The sequence below is a fragment of the Brachybacterium sp. SW0106-09 genome, assembly GCF_001293905.1.
Lineage (GTDB): Bacteria > Actinomycetota > Actinomycetes > Actinomycetales > Dermabacteraceae > Brachybacterium > Brachybacterium conglomeratum.
Window position 1 is genome coordinate 30,239 of sequence record NZ_BCAK01000005.1, and the last position, 20,747, is coordinate 50,985.

Here is a 20,747-nt window from a genome sequence, read left to right on the forward strand (position 1 = left end):
CGCCACATCGGCTGCCGGGCGCGGGGCCCGTGCCGCGCGCTCCCGGTGAGAGGGGCGATCCCGGCGCGCTACATCGACTCCTGCCACGCCTGGTACAGCGCCGCGAAGCGGCCGCCGGCGGCGACGAGCTCGGCGGGGGAGCCGTCCTCGACGACCTGCCCGTCGTGCACCACCAGCACGCGGTCCGCGATCATCACGGTGGTCAGGCGATGGGCGATGATCAGCGAGGTGCGGCGGCCCAGCAGCTTGGTCAGGCCCTCCTGCACCATCCGCTCGGAGGGGATGTCCAGCGAGCTGGTCGCCTCGTCGAGGATCAGCACCCGCGGGTCGGCGAGGAAGGCGCGGGCGAAGGAGATCAGCTGCCGCTGACCGGCCGAGACGCGGCCGCCGCGCTTGTTCACGTCGGTGTCGTAGCCGTAGGGGAGCTTCTCGATGAACTCGTCGGCCCCGATCGCACGGGCCGCCGCCTCGATCTCCTCACGGGGCGCGCCCGGCCGGCCGAGCGCGATGTTGTCCGCGACGGTGCCGGAGAACAGGTACGCCTCCTGCGTGACCATGACGATGTTGCGGGTGAGGTCCTCCATGGACACATCCCGCAGGTCCACCCCGTCGAGCCTCACCGCCCCCTCGGTCGCGTCGTAGAAGCGGGCGATGAGCTTCGCGACCGTCGACTTCCCGGCGCCGGTCTGGCCCACCAGCGCCACCGTCTGCCCGGCGGGGATGTGCAGGTCCATCGGCTTGAGCACGAGCGGCCCGTCGTCCGAGTAGCGGAAGGAGACGTCCTCGAAGTCGATCTGCCCGTCCGAGCTGGGCAGCGGCGTCGGGGTCTGCGCCTCCTTCACGTGGGGCTGCACGGCCAGCAGGTTCGCGATCTTCTCGAGCGCCGCGACGGCGGACTGGAAGGCGTTGTAGAAGTTCGCGATCTCGTCGATCGGCTGGAAGAAGCGGCGCGAGTAGAGCACGAGCGCGACCAGCACGCCGACCTGCAGGTCGCCGCTGAGCACCCGGAACCCGCCGACGACCAGCACCGCGGCGATGGTGACGTTCGCGAGCACGCGCAGCGCCGGCTGGTAGATGCCGAACACATTGATCGAGCGCAGCGACGCGTCGCGGTAGTCCTGGGCGAGGCGGTCGAACTCGGCCTGGTTGCGGTCCTCCTTGCGGAACGCCTTCACGGCGCGGATCCCGGCCATCGCCTCGACGAAGTGGACGATCAGCCGTGCCGAGTGGGTGCGGATCGCGCGGTACTCGACGCTCGAGCGCTTCTGGAACCACACCGTCAGCGCCACGCAGGGGATCAGCATCAGCAGCATGACCAGGCCCGTCACCGGATCCATGGTCACGATCAGCACGATCGTGAACACCATCGACAGCGACGCGCCGACCATGACGTTCACGCCCGAGTCCAGCAGCTCCCGCAGCGCCTCCATGTCGGAGGTCTGCCGCGAGACGATCCGGCCGGAGGTGTAGGACTCGTGGAACTCGAGGTCCTGCTTCTGGGTGAAGCGGAAGACCTTCCGCCGCAGGGAGAGCAGCATCCGCTGGCCGACGACGACGGACTGGCGCACGTACCCGAAGGTCAGCACGCCCCCGACGATTGCGGCGGCGACGGCGAGGGCCGCCGCCTGGGTCGCGGGCCACGGATCGCCGTCCAGCAGCGCAGGAAGGCCGTGGTCGATGCCCCGGGCGATGATCGCGGGGCCCGCCACGACGGCGAGCTGCGCGATCACGACCATCACGGCCATGATCGCGAACTGTCCCTTGACCGGGGAGATCAGCTCGCCGAGCAGGGCGAAGGAGCGCTTGCGGGAGGTGCGGGCCTCCTCGGCGGTGAGCGCGCCGCTGTCGGCGTCGTCGCGGTCCGTGGGTGCGGTGGCGGTCATCGTCCCTCCTCCTGGATGGCGCGGAGCTCGAGCTCGCCGGTGAGCGTCTCGATGTCCTGGTCGCGGCGCCGCTCCTCCTCCTGGTTCGCGATCACCCAGCGGTAGCGGGCCGAGCTCGCCATCAGCTCGGTGTGGGTGCCGACGGCGACCACTCGCCCGTCGTCCAGCAGCGCGACCCGGTCGGCCAGCGCCACGGTCGAGGTGCGGTGGGCGACGATCAGGGTGGTGGTCCCGGCGAGCACCTCCCGCAGGCGCGCGGTGACGGTCTCCTCGGTCTTGGTGTCCAGCGCCGAGAGCGGGTCGTCGAGCAGCAGCACGGCGGGCTTCGCCGCGATCGCGCGGGCCAGGGCCAGGCGCTGGCGCTGCCCGCCCGACAGGCTCATGCCCTCCTCGCCGATGCGGGTGTCGACCCCGTCCGGCAGCTCGTAGGCATAGGTCGCATCCGCCGTGCGCAGCGCGAGGTGCAGCAGATCCTCCGCCTCCTGCGCGGACAGGGCCGGGTCCGCGCCGAGCAGCACGTTGTCCCGCACCGAGTCGGAGAACAGGGTCGCGTCCTCGAAGGCGACGGCGGTGAGGGTGCGCAGCGTGGTGAGGTCCATGTCGCGGATGTCCACGCCGTCGATCGTGATCGCGCCGGCGGTCGTGTCGTACAGCCGCGGCACCAGCTGCAGCAGCGTCGACTTGCCGCTGCCGGTGACGCCGACCAGCGCCATCGTCTCCCCGGGGCGGACCTCGAGGTCCACCCCGTCCAGCACGTCGTCGACGTGCTCGGGCGCATCGGCATAGCGGAAGTGCACGCCGTCCAGGCGCACCGCCCCGATCGCCGCGGCCGGGTCCACCGGCGCCGGGCGCTCGGGCGAGACGATCGTGTTCTCGGTGTCCATCACCTCGTAGTGGCGGTCCAGCGCTGTGCTCGCGTTCACGGCCTGGCCCAGCAGCATGCCGAGCATCCGCACCGGGCCGACCACCAGCGTGGCGGTCGCGAAGTAGGAGGCGAGCTGGCCGGTGGTGATGGACCCGTCCGCGGTCAGGTGCAGGCCCACCAGCAGTGCGACGCCGAGCGCGAGCTCGGGAAGCATGAACATGAACATGTCGAAGCGGGCGATGGCGGTCGCCTTCTTCACCTCGGTGCGGCGCAGCTCCTCGGCCTGCTCGGTGAAGCCCGCCAGTGCCGTCGGCCCGCGCCCGAAGGCCTTCAGCACGCGGATGCCCTGCACCGACTGCTCGATGGTGGTGGCCAGGTCGCCGTTCTGGTCCTGCGAGCGGCGGGAGAGGACCGAGAAGGTGCGGTTGAAGCGGTAGGCGATGATCGTCACGGGCACCGCGGCGATGAAGAAGATCAGCGCCAGCAGCGCGCTGGAGCGGACCAGCAGCACCATGCCCACCGCGATCGTCACTGCGTTGGTGACGGCCATGATCATGCCGAAGGCGATCCAGCGGCGGATCTGGTTGATGTCGCTCATCATGCGCGAGAGCAGCTGGCCCGAACCCCAGCCGTCGTGGAAGGTGACGGGCAGGTGCTGGACCTTCTGGTAGAAGCCCACGCGGATCTGCTTCTCGACGGTGGTCGAGGGGGCGACGGCGAAGGTGCGGCGCAGCCAGATCAGGGTGGCCTCGACGATGCCGAGGCCCAGCACGATCGCGCCGCCGGTCCAGATGGTGATGGCGGTGGCGTCGCTGCCGAGCCGGTTGACGATGACCTCGAGGACCTGCGGGATCATCAGCGCCACGAGCGAGGCCGTCATGGCGCTCAGCAGGCCGAGGAAGAGGCGGATTCTGATGGGGCGGACCGTCTGCCAGAGGCGGCGCATGGTGCCGAGCATGGGGAGAGAGTTCCTCAGAGGGGAGTGCGCCCCGGCGGTCGGGGACGAGGACTTAGCCTAGTCAACGATCCCGACGGGTGACAGCGCATTCCGGGGGGCGGCCGCTCCGACAGGTCTCTCGTCTCGTCTGCCCTGGACGCGCTCCATCCCCTCCGAGCTGTCGGTGTGGGGCCGGATGCCGACAGCTCAGAGGGGATGGACTCGGTGTGGGTGGGGAGGCAGGCTGCCCCCTGCGGCGTCGTCGACAGGCGCGTGGTGACGCGACGTGGCGATATCGCCACGACGCGCCGTGGAGCGCCCGCCAGTGCCCGGCAGGCGGGAGGGGATGTCGGCGGGGCAGGCGTCCGGCGCCGCCCGGCCGACGGGGTAGACACCCGGCCGACGGGGCAGTCGTCCGGCTGGCGGGTCAGGCTTCCGGCCGACGGGGCAGTGGTCCGGCTGGCAGGTCGGGCGTCCGGCCGATGGGTCAGCCGGTCGGCCGGCGGGTCAGGCACCCGGCCGGCGGGTCAGGCGTCGGCGGGCAGCCACTCGCCGTAGGCGGCGTCGGACAGCAGCGCCGCGGCGCCGGCCGAGGCGGCGGTCACCGTGAGGACCGCGGGCCAGGCCCCGATCTTCTTCGCCAGCGGGTGGGAGAGGCCGAAGCCGAGCACGTAGGTCGCGCCGAGCACGGCGGTGGTCGCGGGCCCACGACGGGCCAGCCAGGTGCGGCCCGCGTAGATCCCGGCCGCGGCGAGGACCACACCGCCGAGCGGGCGGATGCCGGTCTCCCGCGCGGTCAGCCAGCCGCCGATCAGCCCGGCGGCGACGACGGGGGCGGTGTTCACGGACTCGGCGGGCTTGATCGCGGTGCTCATGCCTCGAGCCTACGACGAGCGACCTGTGTGGTGAGCACCCGGCATCTGCCGGACGCCGCAGCACTACTTGCGTGGGCGGATCCGTCGTGCCAGGTCATGAGGGCATCAGGCTGTCCTGAGGCAGGCGAACACTTGCGTGCACCCTCTCCAGGACTTGCACGGCACCGGGCTGGGAGGGGCTGGAGGGCAGCGCGACGCCCGCTCAGCGCACCACCGCGATGCCGTGGGCGGGGACCGTCCCCTCGGCGGCGGGGCCGACGGCGTCGAGCATGTCCGCGCCGCTGACCGCCTCGAGCACCGCGCCAGGGGCGGGCAGGGCCTCGTCGCCGAGGTTCAGCACCAGCGTGAGAGGGGCGGGGCGCTCGCCGGAGGGGTCCGTCGCGTCGGCCGCGCGGTCGGCCGCCGCGGGCTCCCCGTCGGCCGTCGTGTCGAGCTCATTCGCCCCCGCGTCGTGCCCGCCGGCCGTCGGGGTCAGCACGATCTGGGCCCAGGTGTTCGTCAGCGTCGCCTCGTCCACGGCGACCGAGGCGGTGACGAGCCACCGTTCGCGTCGGCGCAGGGAGAGCAGGCGCTGATGGGCCTCGAGGATCCGCCCCGCCGCCTCGGGGGCGAGCAGCTGCAGGGAGCGGGGCGACTCGTCGCCCGCGTCGGCGGCCTCGTGCGCGGCGACCACCTCGTCGGGCGAGCCGGGGAACCAGGGTCGGATCGCGTCGTCCCCGCCCTCGCGCTCCTCCTTCACGGCGGCGGCGCCGAACTCGTCCCCGGCGTAGACGGCCGGGATGCCGGGCAGCAGGGCGAGCAGCGCGGTCGCGGCGGCGAGGTCGCGGCCGTCCTCCAGCTGGGAGGCGATGCGGGTGGTGTCGTGGTTGCCCACGAAGGTCAGCGGCAGAGCGCCCGAGCCGGCCTCCCGGAACTGGTCGAGGAAGCCCTGGTGACGGCCGAGCGCGTGCGCGAGCTCGAAGAGGTTCCCGTCGCGCAGCGAGGACCAGATCGCCTTCCACAGCTCGTACTGGGTGATCGAGTCCGCGCCGGAGGCGGCGGCGAAGGCCGGGTACTCACCATGGATGACCTCGCCGAGGATCCACGCCTCGGGATGCGCGGCTCGGACCCGCTCGAGGATCGGCGCCCACGCCTCGGCCCCCGCGGCGTACATCGCGTCCAGCCGCCAGCCGTCGACCCCGCGCTCGAGCCAGCGGCTCATGATCTCCACGATCCGGTCCTGGATGACGGGGTCGGAGAGGTCCACCTCGACCAGGTCGTCGTTGCCTTCGAAGCCGTAGGGGCTCGTGCCCGACCAGCGGATCCGGTCGCCCTCCTCGGTGCCGGGGCCGGCGGCGATCGCGCGACGCGCGGTGGGGTGGAGGTGGGAGATGTGGTTGAAGACCCCGTCGAGCACGAGGCGGATCCCGCGCTCGCGGCAGCCTGCGACCAGTGCGTCGAAGTCCTCCTCGTCGCCGAGGCGCGGGTCGATCCGGCGGTGATCGAGGGTGTCGTAGCCGTGGGAGACCGAGTCGAAGATCGGGTTCAGCAGCAGCACGTTCGCGCCGAGGGCGACGAGATGGTCGAGCCAGCCGGCCAGCCGGCGCAGGCGGTGCACGACGTTCTCCCCGTCGGCCCCGCCGTAGGTCTCGCCGGTGAGGTCCTCGCGGTGGCGGGGCGCGCCGCAGAAGCCCAGCGGGTACACCTGCCAGCAGATCGCGTCGCGGGCCCAGGCGGGGGCGGCGTGCGGTGCGGGGGCGGCGGGAGCGGTCTCGGTCATGCCGCCATCGTAGGCATCGCGGGGCGCCGGGGCACCCGGGGGAGGGCGGTGCGCGTGCCGCGGCGCCTCCGGCGCCGCGAGGTTCTGCCACCGCCACGACTCATGTGCCGACGGACATGAGTCGTCACGGCAGCACAAGGTGAGGGGCGGGGTGGGATGCTGGGGCCGACGCCCGCCCGCTCATCGAGGAGAGACATGATCCGCCTGCGCACCGACTTCTTCGCCGAGTCCCTCGGCATGGGCACCTCGATGGTGGTGCTGATGCCGCAGGCCGCCTCCGGGATCGGGATGGAAGGGGCCGACGCGACCAGCGGGTCCGCGGCCGACGAGTCCGGCGTGCCGGTGCTCTACCTCCTGCACGGCCTCAGCGACGACTGCACCATCTGGGAGCGCCGCACCTCGATCGAGCGCTACGCGACGGAGAAGGGGATCGCCGTGGTGATGCCCGAGGTGCGTCGCTCCTTCTACACCGACGAGGCGGTGGGGGAGGCGTACTGGACCTTCGTGGCCGAAGAGCTGCCGCGGATCGTGGCGCGCACCTTCCGCGTCTCGACCGCGCGGGAGGACACCTTCGTCGCGGGCCTGTCGATGGGTGGCTTCGGCGCGTTCAAGCTGGCGCTGAACCATCCGGACCGCTTCGCGGCCGCGGCGAGCCTGTCCGGGGCGCTGGACCCCGCGAGCCTGTCGCTCGAGCTGAGCACCGGGCATCTCGCCGAGCGGGTCTGGGGCGGGCGCAAGATCGCCGGCACCGCCGATGACCTGCTCGGCCTGCTCGGCGCCGGCGACCCCGCCGAGCTGCCCGCCCTGTTCCTCGATTGCGGCACCGAGGACCAGCTGATCGACCAGAACCGGCGCTTCCTCGCCGCGGCGGAGGATGCCGGGGTCGAGGTCGCCTCGCGCCTGCGTCCCGGCGCCCACACCTGGGAGTTCTGGGACGAGGGCATCCAGGACGTGCTGGACTGGCTGCCGATCCGGGGCTGAGGCAGGGCGCCGGCCGGTCCGGGGATCGGCGCCTGACGCGCCCAGGACCCCGCTCGGGACGAGGCGTGGTCAGCCGGCGATCAGCGCCACGACCACCAGCGCCAGCCAGAACAGCACCTCGACGACCGCGGAGCTGCGGGGCGGCGGGTCCAGGAGCTTCGCCTTGCGGGGGCTCGGCTCCGACGGCGGGGCGCCGACGAGCAGGCGTCTGGCGGAGAAGGCGATGCCCAGCAGGATCGCGAGCGCGAGCACCCAGCTGACCCACCACAGCGCATCCGGGAGGAGCCCCGCCAGGCCGATCACACCCATCAGCGAGGCGGCGCCGACGGCTTGCAGCGCGAGGCGCATCGGATGCTGGTACCGGGCCCATATCTGCACGATCGTCACCACCAGCGCGACCGCGAGGACCGCCGCCACCAGCAGCGGCAGCAGCGACAGCAGTGCGTTCACAGCGCCACCTCCCCGGTGAGCACGCCCACGGCGAGCTCGTCGAGGGAGCGGGCGGTGTCCGAGAGCAGCGCGAGCCCTCGCCCGCTCGACGGCTCCCAGCCGACGAACGCGGCGTAGCCGCCGGTCATGCCGTTGTGCCAGGTGATCGGCTGACCGCTGCCGAAGTCCTCGAGGAACCAGTTCATCGCCGTGGAGCTCGCCCCGCTCTCCTCGAACAGCACCTTCGTCGCGGCTTCGGCGCCCGGGGCGGAGCCGTCGATCATGGCGGTGAGATACCGGCTCATGTCCCCGGGGGTGGAGCGGATGCCGCCGGCCGGGGCGGAGCCGTCCATGGTCCACATGCCCTGCCGCAGGCCGCTCGTGCCGTGCCCGCGCCGAGCCGTCTCCCGCAGGTTCTCGGCGGTGATGGGTGCGTACGTGCTGGTCATGCCGAGCGGCTCGAGGATCCTCTCGGTGAGCAGCGTGGCGTAGTCGGTGTTCGCGGCGGTCGCGAGCAGCTGCCCCTCGAGGGCGACGGCGAGGTTTGAGTAGGCGTGCTCGCCGCGGCCCGACGGCGTCTCGGCGAGGGCGTCGGCGATGACCTGCTGCGCATCGCGGCCCCGGTAGGGGTCCTTCCGCAGCAGTCCGGCGAGGATGCTCCCGCCGCCGCCGGCGGCGGCCGAGGCGAGGCGCGGCAGGCCCGAGCTGTGGGTGGCGAGCTCGGCGAGGGTGACGTCCGCGATCGCGCTGCCCTCCGCGTCCGTGCCGAGCACCTCGGCGACGGTGGTCTCCGTGGCGAGCTCCCCGCGCTCGACCGCGACGGCCAGCAGTGCGCCGGTGAAGGTCTTGGAGACCGAGCCGATCTCGAACTCGGAGCTCTCCAGTTCGGCGTCGTCGCCGGTGCCGAAGCCGGCCACTCGCGCCTGCCCGTCCTCGACCAGGATCGCGGCGACCCGTCGGTGTCCGCCAAGGTGAGGGGCGAGAGCTTCGGTGAGCTGCTCATCGCCGGCCGGCTCGCCCAGTGAGGCGGGTCGCGGCGCGGTGAGCGCCGTCAGGCCGACGACCGCTGCTGCCGCGGGCATGGCCGCGGCCAGCACGGCGCGCCGAGAGGGATGGCGGCGGCGTGAAGCAGGCATGGCTCGGGCGGGCTGAGCGGAACGGTCGACGGGCGGGGCGCCCGAGGTGCCGAGGTGGGGGTCGGGGGATTCGTCGTCGGGCGGGGTCGCGGGCAGGTCCGGCATGGTCAGCCTTTCTCGAGGGCGGTGACGATGGCGAGGAGCGGGACGATGCGGCTCGGCGGGATCGCCCAGCTGCCGCGACGCGGGGATGTGGCCCAGCCGCCGGTCTGCAGGGCGGAGAGGTGGTGGTAGGCGACGCCGGTCGAGGCGAGCTCCAACTCGTCCACGAGCTGCGCGACGGTGTGCTCGCCGTCGACCAGCCGTCGCAGGATCGCCAGGCGCAGCGGATGTCCGAGCGCGGCGACGGTCTCGGCGTGCTCGGCCCAGTCCGCGGCCAGGAGGTGTTCGGTGGGGCGGCCCCACTGGTACTCCACATGCCCCGCCCCGACCTCGACACTGCCTGCGTAGACGACGGCGCCCGGCGGCGGGACCTGCGCCTTCAGGGCGGTGAGGGCCCAGAACGGGTCCTCGTCGGCGGTGGAGCGGGATCGGGCGCCCGCGGGAGGAGCGTCGGCAGGCGGCGCGGCACCGGGCTCGTCGCGCTCCTCGAGCTGCGTGATCCGGCGTTCGAGCGCGTCGAGCCGCCGCCGCAGCTCCGGATCCTCGGCCATCTCCCACCTCCTGAGGTGACGGGTCGGCGGCGGTGGCCGTCGATCACGATCAGGGTATCCGGAATTACGGAGGAGCGGAATAGTGGGGGCGAAGGATCGAGGTGGTGCGGCTCGGTGAAGCGACGGCGGGCGCGGTGCGGTCAGGACCACCGGGCCCGGGCCGGTGCTGTCGAGGTCGGCGGCGCACCCGGCCCCGGACGTCCCGTCGGCCGCGGCGTGCGGTGCGGCAGGATGGGCGGGAGATCATCGGCCGGCATCGCCGTCGGCCGTCGCGCACCGAGGGGATCCCATGGCCGTCTTCGCCGTCCAGTACACCTACATCGACGACGCCCAGCGCCTGGCGACGTTCCGGCCCGAGCATCGCGAGCACCTCGCCGAGCTGCTCCGCGAGGGCACGCTGCTGCTGTCGGGCCCGTTGGACGACGGCTCGGAGGCGCTGCTGATCGTGGTCGCGGACTCCGCCGAGGAAGCGCTCGCCAAGCTCGACGGCGACCCCTTCAAGCGCGAGCGCGTGATCGCGGACCGCGTCGCGCGCGAGTGGAAGGTCGTGATCGGGGAGCTGCACGGCGCCTGAGCCGGGCACGGCCGCGCGTCCTCAGGCGCGCGGCGAGCCGGGCTCGTCCTCGCCCCGCTCCTCGGCGCGTGAGCCGGGGATGGCCGCGCGTCCTCAGGCGCGCGGCGAGCCGGGCTCGTCCTCGCCCCGCTCCTCGGCGCGTCCCGACGGGTCGGCGCCGGGGTCAGGCGTCGTCGGCCCCGCCCCCGCGGCGCCGCCGGGCGCACCGTCCGGCCTGGCCCGGTCCTGGAAGGCGAAGAGCTCGGAGACGTTGTCGATGCGCGCGGCGTCCTCGCCCTGCAGCGCGAGCGGTAGCATCCGCTCCCCGCCGTACCGGCCCAGCAGCTGCTGCGCGGCCGGGTCCTTGAACACGTTCACCCAGATCAGGTCCTCGCGCGGGGCACGGATCGCGGCCTGCAGACGCGCCGAGGCCGGATCCCCGGGTGCCCAGAGCACGATCGTCGGCGCCGTGCCGTCGGCCCCCCGCGCCCGCTCCTGCGCGGAGGCGAGCGGGGTGTGCGGGCCGGAGCGCAGCGGACTCGTCCAGGACGCCATGAACAGGGAGAACGCCCCTACCGCGAGCGCGGCGATGAGCTGATCGGCCAGCACCATCAGCAGCGTGAGCAGAGCACCGCCGACGAGCAGCAGCGCAGGCCGCAGCCACGCCCGGGCAGGGGCGTGGGTCGTGGAGGTGGCGGGGGCGGGATCAGGACCGGGCATCTGACCAGAGTACGGACGACGCCTGGACCCGCGTCGAGAGCGATCTGCAGGAAGGGGACTCCAGCGGCACGCGCTGGAGCTCAGCTCCGCGGCGTGCTGCGGGAATCCCCTTTTGTGCAGGCGGGGCCGCGCCGCGGCGTCAGATCAAAGCGGCGGTGGCGAGGCGCCCGGTGGTCTCGGCGACCAGGGCGTCCTTCAGCGCGGCGACGGCCGGGATCGACAGCGCACCGCGACGGTTGATCAGGCCGATCGTGCGGTCCTCGAGATCGGGCAGGTGGCGCACCACGAGATCGTCGGTGGGCGGGGCGGCCTCGAGGGTGGTCTCGGGCATCAGCGCGACCCCGCCGCCGTGCGTGATCAGGCGCTGCACCACGATCGAGTCGTCGGTCGAGTGGCGCACCTGCGGCGTGAACCCGGCGCGGCGTGCGCTCGAGAGCAGGTTCGCCCGGCAGCGCTCGCAGCCCGCGATCCACGGCTCCTCGGCGAGGTCGGCGAGGGTGAGCTCGGGGTCCTGGGCGCGGGGATGGGCCGCCGGCAGCACCGCCATCACGCGGTCCTCCATCAGCGGGGTCCACTCCAGGGCCCCCTCGTCGCCGATGTCGCTGCAGGGATAGCGGAACACGAGCGCGAGATCGAGATCGCCCTCGCGCACGGCCGGCACCGCGTCCGGCGGCTCGAGCTCGTCGAAGGTGACGTCGAGGTCCGGGGCGCTCTCGCTCAGGCGCGCCAGCACGGGTGGCAGCAGCACCGCCGCGGCCGACGGGAAGGTGCCGAACTTGACGGTCCCGCGACGCAGGGCGGTGATGTCGGCGAGCTCCTCCTCCGCGGCGTGCAGCTGCGCGGCGATCGCCTCGGCGTGCAGGGCCAGGCGCGAGCCCGCCTCCGTGGGCGTGACGCCGGAGGAGGAGCGCAGCAGCAGCTGCGTGCCCACCTCCTTCTCGAGCGCGGCCAGGTGCTGGGAGACGGCCGGCTGGGTCCAGCCCAGCTCGCGCGCGCCCGCGCCGATCGAGCCGTTGCGCACGACGGTCCGGAAGATGAGAAGCCTGCGGGGGTCCATGACAGTCATGGTATCCGGCAGTGGCAAGCCTGGCTTATGACTTCGCCGACGGCGTTCTGGGCGGTTCGGAGGGAGAGGGCGCAGGGTCCCGCTCGACGCCGTCGGACATCCCTCAGCAAAGGCGGGCGTATCGAGTACTGATAACCCCACCTCTGCTGAGGGACATCTCGACCGACCCAGGACCGTCCCGGGGCAGTCCCGGACGCCTGGCAGCGCGGCGAGACGTGGCTTTGTGTCGGTATGAGGGGTCATTCCGGCAGGAAGCCACGTCTCGGCGACGGTGAGAGGGCGAACCCAGTGCCGTGCTGGGCCCGGATGAGCCGACGCGCGGCAGGTTTTGCTGCCGCCAGGACTCGTGTGGTGGGCCGGATGAGTCGTGGCACCAGCAAACGGTGAGCGCAAGCGGCGACGCGGCGGGGAAGGGACCAGGGTGGGGAAGGCGACGGGGCGGGGGAGGGGCCGTGATCGGCTGCCCCGCCCCGCCCCGTTCACCGGGTCACAGCGGCGGGAGGCCCAGGTTCTCGCGCAGCGTGGTGCCGGCGTACTCGGCCGGGTAGACGCCGCGCTCCTGCAGGCGCGGGATGAGGTGGTCGACGATGTCGTCGAGCCCGGAGGGGATCAGCCACGGCGTGATGTTCAGACCGTCGATCGCCCCGAGCCGCGCGAACTCCACCAGCCGGTCCGCGACGGCGTCGTAGCTGCCGGTGAACTCGCCGCGGCGTGCCCCGGACTTCACCCGCGCGAACTCGAGGATGCTCTGGCCCTTCTCGGCCGCCTCCTCGCGCCACTGGCGGGTGAGCTGCTCGGCCTTCTCGAACTGGAAGCCGGCGCCGCGGGTCACGCCGGACTCGACGACCTCCGGCGGCACGTCCGGCAGCGGCCCCTCGGGGTCGAACTCGGAGAGGTCGCGGCCCCAGTACTGCTCGAGCAGGGCGATGGCCTGCTCGGGCCCGATCTGGTGGTCGCGCACCCAGCGCACCTTCTCGTCGGCCTCCGCCTCGGTGGGGGCGAGGATGATCTCGGCGCCCGGCAGGATCTTCACGGCGCCCGCGTCGCGGCCCGCGGCGACGGTGCGTTCGACGATGCTGCGGCGGAAATCCACGGCCGCGGCGAGGGAGCCGTGGGGGGAGAAGATGACGTCGGCTGTGCGGGCGGCGAAGTCCTGACCGGCGGGGGAGGCGCCGGCCTGGAAGAGGACGGGCCGGCCCTGCGTGGAGCGGGGCAGGTCGCCCTGGGTGCGCACCGTGTAGTGGGCGCCGTCGTGCGAGATCTTCTGGCCGGCCCAGTACTGCTCGGCGACCTGCAGGAACGCCTCGGCGTGGGTGTAGCGGTCGGCGTGGTCGAGGTAGCCGCCGCGGCGGAAGTTCTCGCCGGTCCAGGCGTTGTCGGTGGTGACGATGTTCCAGCCGGCGCGGCCGCCGGAGAGCAGGTCGAGGGTCTGCAGGCGCCGGGCGAGGTCGACCGGGTCGTTGTAGGTGGTGTTCTGCGTGGCGACCAGGCCGATCTTCTCGGTCACGCCGGCCAGCGCCGCGAGCAGCGTCTGGGCGTCGGGACGGCCGGCGACGTCGAGCTCGAAGGGCACGCCGCGGTGCTCGCGCAGCCGCAGGCCCTCGCCGAGGAAGAACGCCGCGAACCTGCCGCGCTCGGCGGTGCGGACCAGCGACTCGAAGGACTCCCACGCGACCTGGTCGCCGCTCTCGGGCAGGCGCCAGATCGTCGAGGAGTTCACGCCCTGGAAGAAGGCGCCGAAGGAGAGCTGTCCGGTGGGGGTGTGCGCGGGGTGGAGCGGGTGCTCGGCGGGGCCGGTCACGAGCGCGGCGGCCTCCTCGGACAGCGGCGCGTCGGCCAGCGGGGTGGTGGCGGTGCTCATGCGTTCTCCTCGGAGGTGAGGCGGGCGCGGTCGGCGCGCCGGGCAGGATCGAGGCGGAAGGGGGTCTCGGGCAGGCCGAGCAGGTCGCGGAGAGTGCGGCCCGACGCCGGCACCGAGGCCGGGGCCGCGCCCGATGCGTCCGACGCGGCGGACGGGGCCGGGGCACCGGCCGGGGCGGGGGCGATCAGGCCGCGGGAGCGGAGCTCGTCCGCCAGCTGACGCACGGTGCCCAGCGGGTCGGCCTCGAGGTCCAGACCCACCAGGCGCACGAGCCGCACCTGCTGGGCAACGGCCGACGGACCGGCGCCGGCCTGCTCGAGGGCCGAGGCGATCTGCGCGGCGAGCTCCTCGGCGCGGGCGCCGCCGGAGACGTCGAGGTCCAGCACCCGTCCGTCGGCCAGCTCACCGCTCACGCGCTCGCCGGCGTCCGCGCGGTCGGTGTCGGCGACGAACACCGGCAGCAGGCCCTGCGGGGAGCGGGGCGTGATCGCGGGGCCGCGCACGGAGAAGGTCTCCGCCTCGACGTCCGCGTACTGCAGGCGCGAGGCATCGACGTACACGCCGCGCTCGGTGTCGCGCACGACGGCGTCCGGCGCCCAGGTGCCCCAGACGGTGCGGACGGCCTCGAGCACGTCGGCGGCCTCGCGGGCGGTCGCCTCCAGGCCCAGCACTTCGCGGCCCACCGCCTCGGCGGCCGACGGGTCGGTCTCGGCCTGCAGCAGCCAGCCGGCCCGGCCGTGGCTGATGTGGTCCAGGCTCACCAGCTGTGTGGCCAGGTGGAACGGCTCGACGTAGATCGCGTCGGTGCGGGGCAGCAGGCCGATCCCGCGGGTCAGCGGTGCGAGATGCGCGGCGACGTGGATCGGGTGCAGGCCGCCGTCGCTGAGGGTCAGCGCGCCGATCCCGGCCTCCTCGAGGCCGCGGGTGAGCGGGGCGAGGCCCTCCAGCAGGGACGGGGCGGTGACGAGGTCGACGGCGAGGACGGGCAGCGCGCCTGCCCCGTCGACCGGACCTGCGGCGGGCGAGGTGCTCGACGAGGTGGTCTCGTCGGGCGTGACGGTGGTGCTCACGGGTTCTCCTTGGTGTGGACGCGCGATTCGGTGAGGGCTTCGTCGGTCAGCTGCCACCGCTCGAGCACCTGCGCGTAGGTGCCGTCGGCGATCAGCGCGTTGAGCGCGGCGGCATAGGGCTCGGCGAGGCCGCTGCCGGCCGGGAAGGTGCCCGCGACGAGGGTCTCGTCGGGCCAGCCGGCGTTGACCCGGCCCTGCAGCTCGACGTCGTCGCGGCGGGAGGCGATGAAGCTCAGCGAGGCGAAGGGGGCGATGTAGCCGTCCACGCGGCCGGAGCCGAGGGCGAGCAGGGTGTCGGCCTCGGTGGAGTAGTTCTTCAGCTCCGCCGGGGCCTTCCCGGCCTTCTCGAGCTCGGCGTTCCAGTCGGTGAGGATCCGCTCCTGGTTGGTCGCGGCGCCGACGGCGATGATCTTCCCGGACAGCGAGTCGGCGTCCTCGAGCCAGCCCTCGGCTCCCTTCTTGACCAGGAAGGACATGTACGCGGCGCGGTAGGAGGCGAAGTCGAACTTCTGCAGGCGCTCGGCGTTGATGCCGATGTTGGCGTGGACCGCGTCGAACTCCCCGGCCTCGAGCTTCAGCGGCCAGTTCTCCCAGGTGGTGAGCTTCAGCTCGAAATCCAGGCCCAGCTTGTCGGCGACGATCCGGGCCACGTCGATCTCGGAGCCGATGTAGGTCTGGTTGTCGTCGGCCAGGAAGCTCAGCGGCGCGGAGGAGGTGCCGTTGATACCCACGCGCAGCACGCCGGACTCGGCGATCTCCGTCGGCAGCAGCGCGGCGACCTGCTCGTCGGCCTCGGCGCGGATCAGCTCCTGCGTGCCGGAGGTGTCGATGGAGGGGCCGGAGCCGCCGCCGTCGGAGGCGTCGGAGCCGGAGCCCTCGGCCGCGCCGGTCGCGGCGGGGGCCGGGTCGGAGCAGGCGGCGAGCAGGCCGAGCGGCAGCAGCAGGCCGCCTGCGGCGACGGTTCGTCGGGTGGGGCGCGCGGGGCGGGGAAGGGTCATGAGAGGTCCTCGTCGGTGGTGGCGGTGGGGGAGTCGGTGCGGACCCGCTGCAGGAAGGAGCGGGTGCGCTGATGGGTGGGGGAGTCGATGACCTGGGCGGGCGGGCCCTGCTCGACGATTCGACCCTGGTCCATGAACACGACGGTGTCGGCGACGTCGCGGGCGAAGGAGATCTCATGCGTGACGATCACGAGCGTGGTCCCGGCGCTGGCGAGGGAGCGGATCACCGCGAGCACCTCGTCGACCAGCTCGGGGTCCAGGGCGCTGGTCGGCTCGTCGAACAGCAGCACCTTCGGGCGCAGGGCGAGCGCGCGGGCGATCGCGACGCGCTGCTGCTGGCCGCCGGAGAGCTGGCGCGGATAGGCGCCCGCCTTCTCGGACAGGCCCACCAGCGCGAGCAGCTCCCGGGCATGCGCCTCCGCCTCGGCGCGCTTCACGTCGAGCGCCCGACGGGGCGCCTCCGTGATGTTCTCCAGCGCCGTCATGTGGGCGAAGAGGTTGAAGGACTGGAACACCATCCCGATCGCGGTGCGCTGGCGCAGCACCTCGGGCTCGCGCAGCTCGTGCAGCAGGTCGCCGTCGCGGCGGTAGCCGATCACCTCGCCGTCCACGCTGATCAGGCCGCTGGTGACGGGCTCGAGGTGATTGATCGAGCGCAGCAGGGTGGACTTGCCGGAGCCCGAGGGGCCCAGGATCGCGGTCACCTCGCCGGGCGCGATCGTGAGGTCGATGCCGCGCAGCACCTCGAGGTCGCCGAAGGACTTGTGCACCCCGCGGATCTCGACGAGACCGCCGCGGGGACCGTCGGCCGACGGGGAGGGGAGGGCGGCCGACGGGCTGGTCGCGTCAGCCGGACGGGCGTCGAGGGTCGACTGCACCCCGGCCGAACGGCGGCGGAGCAGGGAGGTCAGCGGGCTCATGCGGCGGCTCCTGCGGTGACGGGGCGGCGGCCGAGGCGGGCGCGGAGCCGCTGCAGCGGGGTGGGCGGCAGGGTGCGCACCGCGCCCTTGGAGTAGTGGCGCTCGATGTAGTACTGCCCGATGGACAGCAGCGAGGTGATCACGACGTACCAGACCGTCGCGACCAGCAGCATCGGCAGCACCTGCTGGGTGCGGCCGTAGATCAGCTGCACGGTGAAGAACAGCTCGGCGTGCGCGAGGACGTACACGATCGAGGTGCCCTTCACCAGCCCGATGATCTCGTTGAACGCGGTGGGGAGGATCGCGCGCATCGCCTGGGGCAGCACGATCCGCAGGGAACGGTCGCGGGCGGGGATGCCCAGGGCGCTGGCGGCCTCGATCTGGCCCTGGTCCACCGACAGGATCCCGCCGCGGATGAGCTCGGCGGCGTAGGCGGCCTGGTGCAGGCCGAGTCCCAGGATCGCAGCGAGCATCGGGGTCATCAGGTCGCTGGTGCGGGTGTCGACGAAGGTCACGTCGGTCAGCGGGATGCCGAGCGTGATGCTCTCGTAGAGGTAGCCGAGGTTGTACCACAGCAGCAGCTGCACCAGCAGCGGCGTGGAGCGGAAGATCCAGGAGAACGTCCAGCTCACCGACGAGATCAGCGAGGACTTCGACAGGCGCATCAGGGCGAGGACGAGCCCCAGCCCGAAGCCGACGGCGCCGGCGAGCACGGTGAGCTTCAGCGTCTCCAGCAGCCCGCGGATGATCGACTCGGCGAAGAACCACTGCGCGACCACGCCCCACTCCCAGCGCGGATTGGTCACGAAGGACCACAGCACTGCGGCCGCGAGCAGGCCCACCAGCACCGCGAGCACGATCCGGCCCGGGTGTCGGGCGGGGACGACGCGCAGGCGGGAGAGCTCCTCATCGCTGATCGGGCCGAGCGACGCACGATCCTCGGTGCCTGTCCCGGGCGGGCACGACATGATGTCGGTCCCCGAGGCGGCGCCGGGCGCGTCGGCGCGGCGGGCTGTGTCGTGGGTGACGACGGAGGAGGTCATGGTGTGCCTTCCGTGACGGAACGTGAACCGCAGGCCGGTCGAGGCTTGCGAGGCTCGACGTTATAAGCGAATCTAATGGAGATGCAAGGTGACGACTATGACGCGTCACGTTGTGACACAGAGGAACCTCGGAAGGGACCCGCACGCATGAACTCTCGGCACAGCGCACTGACCCCCACCAGCACGGACGACGCCCGCCGCGGCGCCCCGATGCGCCTGGTGATGGTCGGCGGCGGGCCGCGCGCGATCGGCGTGCTCGAGCGGCTCGGCGCGAACGCCGGCGTGCCCGGAACGGCCGAGCGCCTCGCCGAGACGCCGCTCCACGTGGACATCGTCGACCCGCACATGCCCGGCGCCGGCCGGATCTGGCGGGCCGAGGAGAGCCCCCTGCTGCTGATGAACTCCCGCGCCGCGGACGTCTCGATCTTCACCGACGAGACCGTCGAGGCCGAGGGGCCCGTGGTCGCCGGTCCGTCGCTGGCCGAATGGGCCGACGGGATCCGTCGCGGCACGATCGCCGCGCCGACGGCCGGCACCGCCCGCCTCGCCGAGATCCACGCGCTCGGGCCCACGGACTTCGCCTCCCGCCGCGTCCAGGCGCTCTACCTCGAGTGGTTCTTCGGGCAGGTGCTCGCGGCGCTGCCCTCGACGGTGTCCGTGACCGTGCACCGCACCACCGCGACCGCCGTGCGCGCGGGCGACGGGCCCGCGACCTGGAGCGTCGATCTCGAGGACCGCTCTCCTCTGCGCGCCGACCTGCTGCTGCTGGCCGCCGGCCACACCGACGCCCGTCCGAACGCGGCCCGACACGAGCTCGCCGCCTTCGCCCGCCGTCACGGCGGCACCTATCTCGGCCCCTCCCAGGCCTCCGACGCGCAGGTCGAGCTGCTCGGCGCCGGGCAGGACGTGATCGTGCGCGGCATGGGACTCGCCTTCGTGGACCTCATGGCGCTGCTGACCGAGGGTCGCGGGGGCCGCTTCGTGCCCGCCGCCGAGGCGGAGAGCGCGGGCGAGGACGCGGCCGCCGAGCTGCGCGGCCGCCTGGACTACCTCCCCTCCGGCGAGGAGCCCCGACTCTGGGTCGGCTCCCGCCGCGGCGTCCCCTACCACTCGAAGGTCCGCGACGAGGGCGCCCCGACCGGGCTCGGCGAGCTCGTGCACGTCACTCCCGCGAGTCTCCGCGCCCGTGAGGACGAGCACGGCCTGCTCGACTTCCGCGCCGACGTGCTGCCGCTGATCGCCGCCGAGATCGCCCACCAGGTCCCCGGAGCGCCTCTCGCGCAGGAGGGGGAGGAGCCGCTGGCCTGGCTCGACGAGCCGCTCTCCGATCTCGGCGCGACCACGCTGCCCGAGTTCGCGGAACAGGCCACGCGCGATGCCGTCGTCGGCCACATCGAGGCGGACCTGCGCGACCGCATCGGCGGCGAGGTCACCGCCGCCCGCACCCTCTTCCAGCTGTTGCTGCGCCTGCACGGCGTGCTGGTGGACCAGCTGCCTGCGACCCGCCTGCGCGGCGGCGCCCGCGGCGACTACCCCCGCTGGTGGCACTCGCTGTTCAGCTTCGTCGACTCCGGCCCGCCCCCGCACCGCCTCCAGCAGCTGCTCGCCCTCGAGCGCGCGGGCATCATCCGCTTCCTCGGACCGGGCCTGCGGGTCACGGCCGACGAGGCCAGCGGCCGGTTCCGCGCCCGCGGCGCCACCGGCATCGAGATCGCGACCGGCGCGCTCGTGGACGCCTTCCTGCCGGAGCCCTCGCTGGAGGAGTCCACGAACCCGCTGCTGCGCGATCTCGTCGCCGGTGGTGCGGAGACAGCTGGCGGGGAGGCCGTGGGTCGAGAGTCCGCCTCCTCGCCCGGGACCCTCGACGTCGACGCGCGCCACCGCGTGCTCGGCCCCGACGGCACGCCGCGCGAGCGGCTGTGGGCGATCGGGCCCTGGACCTCGGAGCTGCCTATCGGCGCCTTCGCCCGGCCCCATACCAACGCCCCCTGCCACCGCCGCAACGACGCCCTCGCCCGCGAGCTGCTCGAGACCGCGCTGCGCGGGCACGCGCCCCGGCCGGAGGCCGAGCAGCACGGGGGCGAGGACGCTGACGGCGGCATCCCGGTGCTCGCGCCCGCCGCCGCTTCGGCACAGGTCGCACTTGCGTCAGATGCGTCGGCCACTGCTGTCGCGCCCTTCCGGCTCCCCGCGGATCTCGCCGTCCGCGCCCCGCACACCCCGCGGCTCGGCGTGCTCGGCCCGGGCAAGATCGGCTCGGCGCTGACCCGCACGGCGCTGCGCCGTGGGGTCGAGGTCTCCGTCGCCGGCCGCTCAGCCCCGCCCGCGCTCGCCGCGAAGCTGCCCGGTGCTCTGCACGTCGGCCTCCCAGATCTCGCCGCGACCAGCGACGTCATCGCCCTGACCCTGCCGCTGCACGTCGCGCTGAGCCTCGAGGAGGGCGCCCTGCAGGGCGCGGTCGTGGTCGATGCGACCAACCCCTGGGGCGAGGCCGATGCGGCCGCCGTAGACGCCGCCCGCGCCGAGCTCGGCGACCACGTCGGCGAGCTCTCCACGAGCGAGCTGCTCGCCGCGCGCCTGCCCGGTGCGCACGTGGTCAAGACGCTGAACCACATCGGGTACCACGACGTCGAGGAGCACGGCCGCGATCACGGCGACCCGTCCCGTAGGGCGATCGCGCTCGCCGCCGACGACGACCGGGCCGCAGAGCTCGTCACCGCGCTGCTGCACCGTCTCGGCTACGAGCCCGTGCACCTCGGCGCCCTCGCCGCCGGCCGCGACCTCGAACCGGGCGAGGCGCTGTTCAGCGGCTGGTCCACCTCCGCCGAGCTCGACCTCCGCCGCGCCCAGCACATCCGCGCCGCCTGACCCTGCGCCGGGGCGGCCATCGGGCCTGGGCGCCTGACGGCTCGCCCCGGAGCAGCATCGAGACGTGGCTAGGTGTCGGTATCAGGGGCTGTACCGACACTTATCCACGTCTCGGCGAGCCGGGCACACG

At 73.4% G+C, this 20,747-nt stretch carries 17 protein-coding genes; 3 read left to right on the top strand and 14 right to left on the bottom strand.

What is annotated here, in order from left to right; all coding sequences use genetic code 11:
* Window positions 1-68: 68 nt before the first annotated feature.
* From Y09_RS03630 to Y09_RS03645, 4 genes are all read right to left on the bottom strand, one after another.
* Complete coding sequence (locus tag Y09_RS03630; RefSeq protein ID WP_053916285.1) at window positions 69-1,883, bottom strand: ABC transporter ATP-binding protein; 1,815 nt, start codon at window positions 1,881-1,883, stop codon at window positions 69-71.
* A complete protein-coding gene (locus Y09_RS03635) occupies window positions 1,880-3,706 on the bottom strand; it encodes an ABC transporter ATP-binding protein (RefSeq protein WP_053916286.1) in 1,827 nt (608 codons plus the stop codon). Before Y09_RS03635 ends, Y09_RS03630 begins: the two co-directional genes overlap by 4 nt.
* A 506-nt stretch (window positions 3,707-4,212) precedes the next feature.
* The gene (locus tag Y09_RS03640; protein WP_010551825.1) at window positions 4,213-4,560 is read right to left on the bottom strand and encodes a hypothetical protein; all 348 of its coding nucleotides are present in this window, start codon (window positions 4,558-4,560) and stop codon (window positions 4,213-4,215) included.
* 202 nt (window positions 4,561-4,762) lie between these two features.
* Entirely contained in the window at window positions 4,763-6,319 is a 1,557-nt protein-coding gene (locus Y09_RS03645; RefSeq protein ID WP_053916287.1) for an alpha-amylase family glycosyl hydrolase, read from the bottom strand.
* A 195-nt stretch (window positions 6,320-6,514) separates the two neighbouring features.
* Between Y09_RS03645 and Y09_RS03650 the strand changes: the two genes are divergently transcribed.
* Window positions 6,515-7,300: an alpha/beta hydrolase family protein gene (locus tag Y09_RS03650; RefSeq protein ID WP_053916288.1), complete on the top strand. Its 786-nt coding sequence runs from the start codon at window positions 6,515-6,517 to the stop codon at window positions 7,298-7,300.
* Between the two features lie 69 nt (window positions 7,301-7,369).
* On the opposite strand, the gene Y09_RS03655 is transcribed toward Y09_RS03650, so the two are convergent.
* The 3 genes from Y09_RS03655 to Y09_RS03665 are packed head-to-tail and all read right to left on the bottom strand — an operon-like array spanning window position 7,370 to window position 9,518.
* The gene (locus Y09_RS03655; protein WP_053916289.1) at window positions 7,370-7,750 is read right to left on the bottom strand and encodes a hypothetical protein; all 381 of its coding nucleotides are present in this window, start codon (window positions 7,748-7,750) and stop codon (window positions 7,370-7,372) included.
* The gene (locus Y09_RS03660; RefSeq protein ID WP_053916290.1) at window positions 7,747-8,970 is read right to left on the bottom strand and encodes a serine hydrolase; all 1,224 of its coding nucleotides are present in this window, start codon (window positions 8,968-8,970) and stop codon (window positions 7,747-7,749) included. Before Y09_RS03660 ends, Y09_RS03655 begins: the two co-directional genes overlap by 4 nt.
* A 2-nt stretch (window positions 8,971-8,972) precedes the next feature.
* The gene (locus tag Y09_RS03665) at window positions 8,973-9,518 is read right to left on the bottom strand and encodes a helix-turn-helix transcriptional regulator (protein ID WP_053916291.1); all 546 of its coding nucleotides are present in this window, start codon (window positions 9,516-9,518) and stop codon (window positions 8,973-8,975) included.
* 289 nt (window positions 9,519-9,807) lie between these two features.
* Between Y09_RS03665 and Y09_RS03670 the strand changes: the two genes are divergently transcribed.
* Entirely contained in the window at window positions 9,808-10,092 is a 285-nt protein-coding gene (locus Y09_RS03670; protein WP_053916292.1) for a YciI family protein, read from the top strand.
* Between the two features lie 93 nt (window positions 10,093-10,185).
* Here Y09_RS03670 and Y09_RS03675 read toward each other — a convergent pair whose 3' ends face one another.
* From Y09_RS03675 to Y09_RS03705, 7 genes are all read right to left on the bottom strand, one after another.
* Complete coding sequence (locus Y09_RS03675; protein ID WP_234695616.1) at window positions 10,186-10,791, bottom strand: hypothetical protein; 606 nt, start codon at window positions 10,789-10,791, stop codon at window positions 10,186-10,188.
* 139 nt (window positions 10,792-10,930) lie between these two features.
* The gene (locus Y09_RS03680) at window positions 10,931-11,848 is read right to left on the bottom strand and encodes a LysR family transcriptional regulator (RefSeq protein ID WP_053916293.1); all 918 of its coding nucleotides are present in this window, start codon (window positions 11,846-11,848) and stop codon (window positions 10,931-10,933) included.
* A 496-nt stretch (window positions 11,849-12,344) separates the two neighbouring features.
* Complete coding sequence (locus Y09_RS03685) at window positions 12,345-13,718, bottom strand: LLM class flavin-dependent oxidoreductase (protein WP_148639508.1); 1,374 nt, start codon at window positions 13,716-13,718, stop codon at window positions 12,345-12,347.
* The gene (locus Y09_RS03690) at window positions 13,715-14,788 is read right to left on the bottom strand and encodes an LLM class flavin-dependent oxidoreductase (RefSeq protein WP_053916294.1); all 1,074 of its coding nucleotides are present in this window, start codon (window positions 14,786-14,788) and stop codon (window positions 13,715-13,717) included. Before Y09_RS03690 ends, Y09_RS03685 begins: the two co-directional genes overlap by 4 nt.
* Complete coding sequence (locus Y09_RS03695; protein ID WP_053916295.1) at window positions 14,785-15,786, bottom strand: transporter substrate-binding domain-containing protein; 1,002 nt, start codon at window positions 15,784-15,786, stop codon at window positions 14,785-14,787. Before Y09_RS03695 ends, Y09_RS03690 begins: the two co-directional genes overlap by 4 nt.
* Window positions 15,783-16,706: an amino acid ABC transporter ATP-binding protein gene (locus Y09_RS03700; RefSeq protein ID WP_234695617.1), complete on the bottom strand. Its 924-nt coding sequence runs from the start codon at window positions 16,704-16,706 to the stop codon at window positions 15,783-15,785. The genes Y09_RS03695 and Y09_RS03700 overlap by 4 nt, the downstream gene beginning before the upstream one ends.
* Window positions 16,703-17,749, bottom strand: a complete 1,047-nt coding sequence (locus Y09_RS03705) for an amino acid ABC transporter permease (RefSeq protein ID WP_148639509.1) — start codon at window positions 17,747-17,749, stop codon at window positions 16,703-16,705. Before Y09_RS03705 ends, Y09_RS03700 begins: the two co-directional genes overlap by 4 nt.
* 147 nt (window positions 17,750-17,896) lie before the next feature.
* On the opposite strand from Y09_RS03705, the gene Y09_RS03710 reads away from it, so the two are divergent.
* The gene (locus Y09_RS03710; RefSeq protein ID WP_053916296.1) at window positions 17,897-20,617 is read left to right on the top strand and encodes an FAD/NAD(P)-binding protein; all 2,721 of its coding nucleotides are present in this window, start codon (window positions 17,897-17,899) and stop codon (window positions 20,615-20,617) included.
* Window positions 20,618-20,747: the final 130 nt, after the last annotated feature.

Coding starts and splice junctions, on each gene's coding strand:
- Y09_RS03645 (WP_053916287.1), bottom strand. CDS start 6,319: ATGACCGAGACCGCTCCCGCCGCCCCCGCACCGCACGCCGCCCCCGCC.
- Y09_RS03660 (WP_053916290.1), bottom strand. CDS start 8,970: ATGCCGGACCTGCCCGCGACCCCGCCCGACGACGAATCCCCCGACCCC.
- Y09_RS03635 (WP_053916286.1), bottom strand. CDS start 3,706: ATGCTCGGCACCATGCGCCGCCTCTGGCAGACGGTCCGCCCCATCAGA.
- Y09_RS03710 (WP_053916296.1), top strand. CDS start 17,897: ATGAACTCTCGGCACAGCGCACTGACCCCCACCAGCACGGACGACGCC.
- Y09_RS03630 (WP_053916285.1), bottom strand. CDS start 1,883: ATGACCGCCACCGCACCCACGGACCGCGACGACGCCGACAGCGGCGCG.
- Y09_RS03670 (WP_053916292.1), top strand. CDS start 9,808: ATGGCCGTCTTCGCCGTCCAGTACACCTACATCGACGACGCCCAGCGC.
- Y09_RS03705 (WP_148639509.1), bottom strand. CDS start 17,749: ATGACCTCCTCCGTCGTCACCCACGACACAGCCCGCCGCGCCGACGCG.
- Y09_RS03680 (WP_053916293.1), bottom strand. CDS start 11,848: ATGGACCCCCGCAGGCTTCTCATCTTCCGGACCGTCGTGCGCAACGGC.
- Y09_RS03685 (WP_148639508.1), bottom strand. CDS start 13,718: ATGAGCACCGCCACCACCCCGCTGGCCGACGCGCCGCTGTCCGAGGAG.
- Y09_RS03700 (WP_234695617.1), bottom strand. CDS start 16,706: ATGAGCCCGCTGACCTCCCTGCTCCGCCGCCGTTCGGCCGGGGTGCAG.
- Y09_RS03640 (WP_010551825.1), bottom strand. CDS start 4,560: ATGAGCACCGCGATCAAGCCCGCCGAGTCCGTGAACACCGCCCCCGTC.
- Y09_RS03675 (WP_234695616.1), bottom strand. CDS start 10,791: ATGCCCGGTCCTGATCCCGCCCCCGCCACCTCCACGACCCACGCCCCT.
- Y09_RS03650 (WP_053916288.1), top strand. CDS start 6,515: ATGATCCGCCTGCGCACCGACTTCTTCGCCGAGTCCCTCGGCATGGGC.
- Y09_RS03665 (WP_053916291.1), bottom strand. CDS start 9,518: ATGGCCGAGGATCCGGAGCTGCGGCGGCGGCTCGACGCGCTCGAACGC.
- Y09_RS03695 (WP_053916295.1), bottom strand. CDS start 15,786: ATGACCCTTCCCCGCCCCGCGCGCCCCACCCGACGAACCGTCGCCGCA.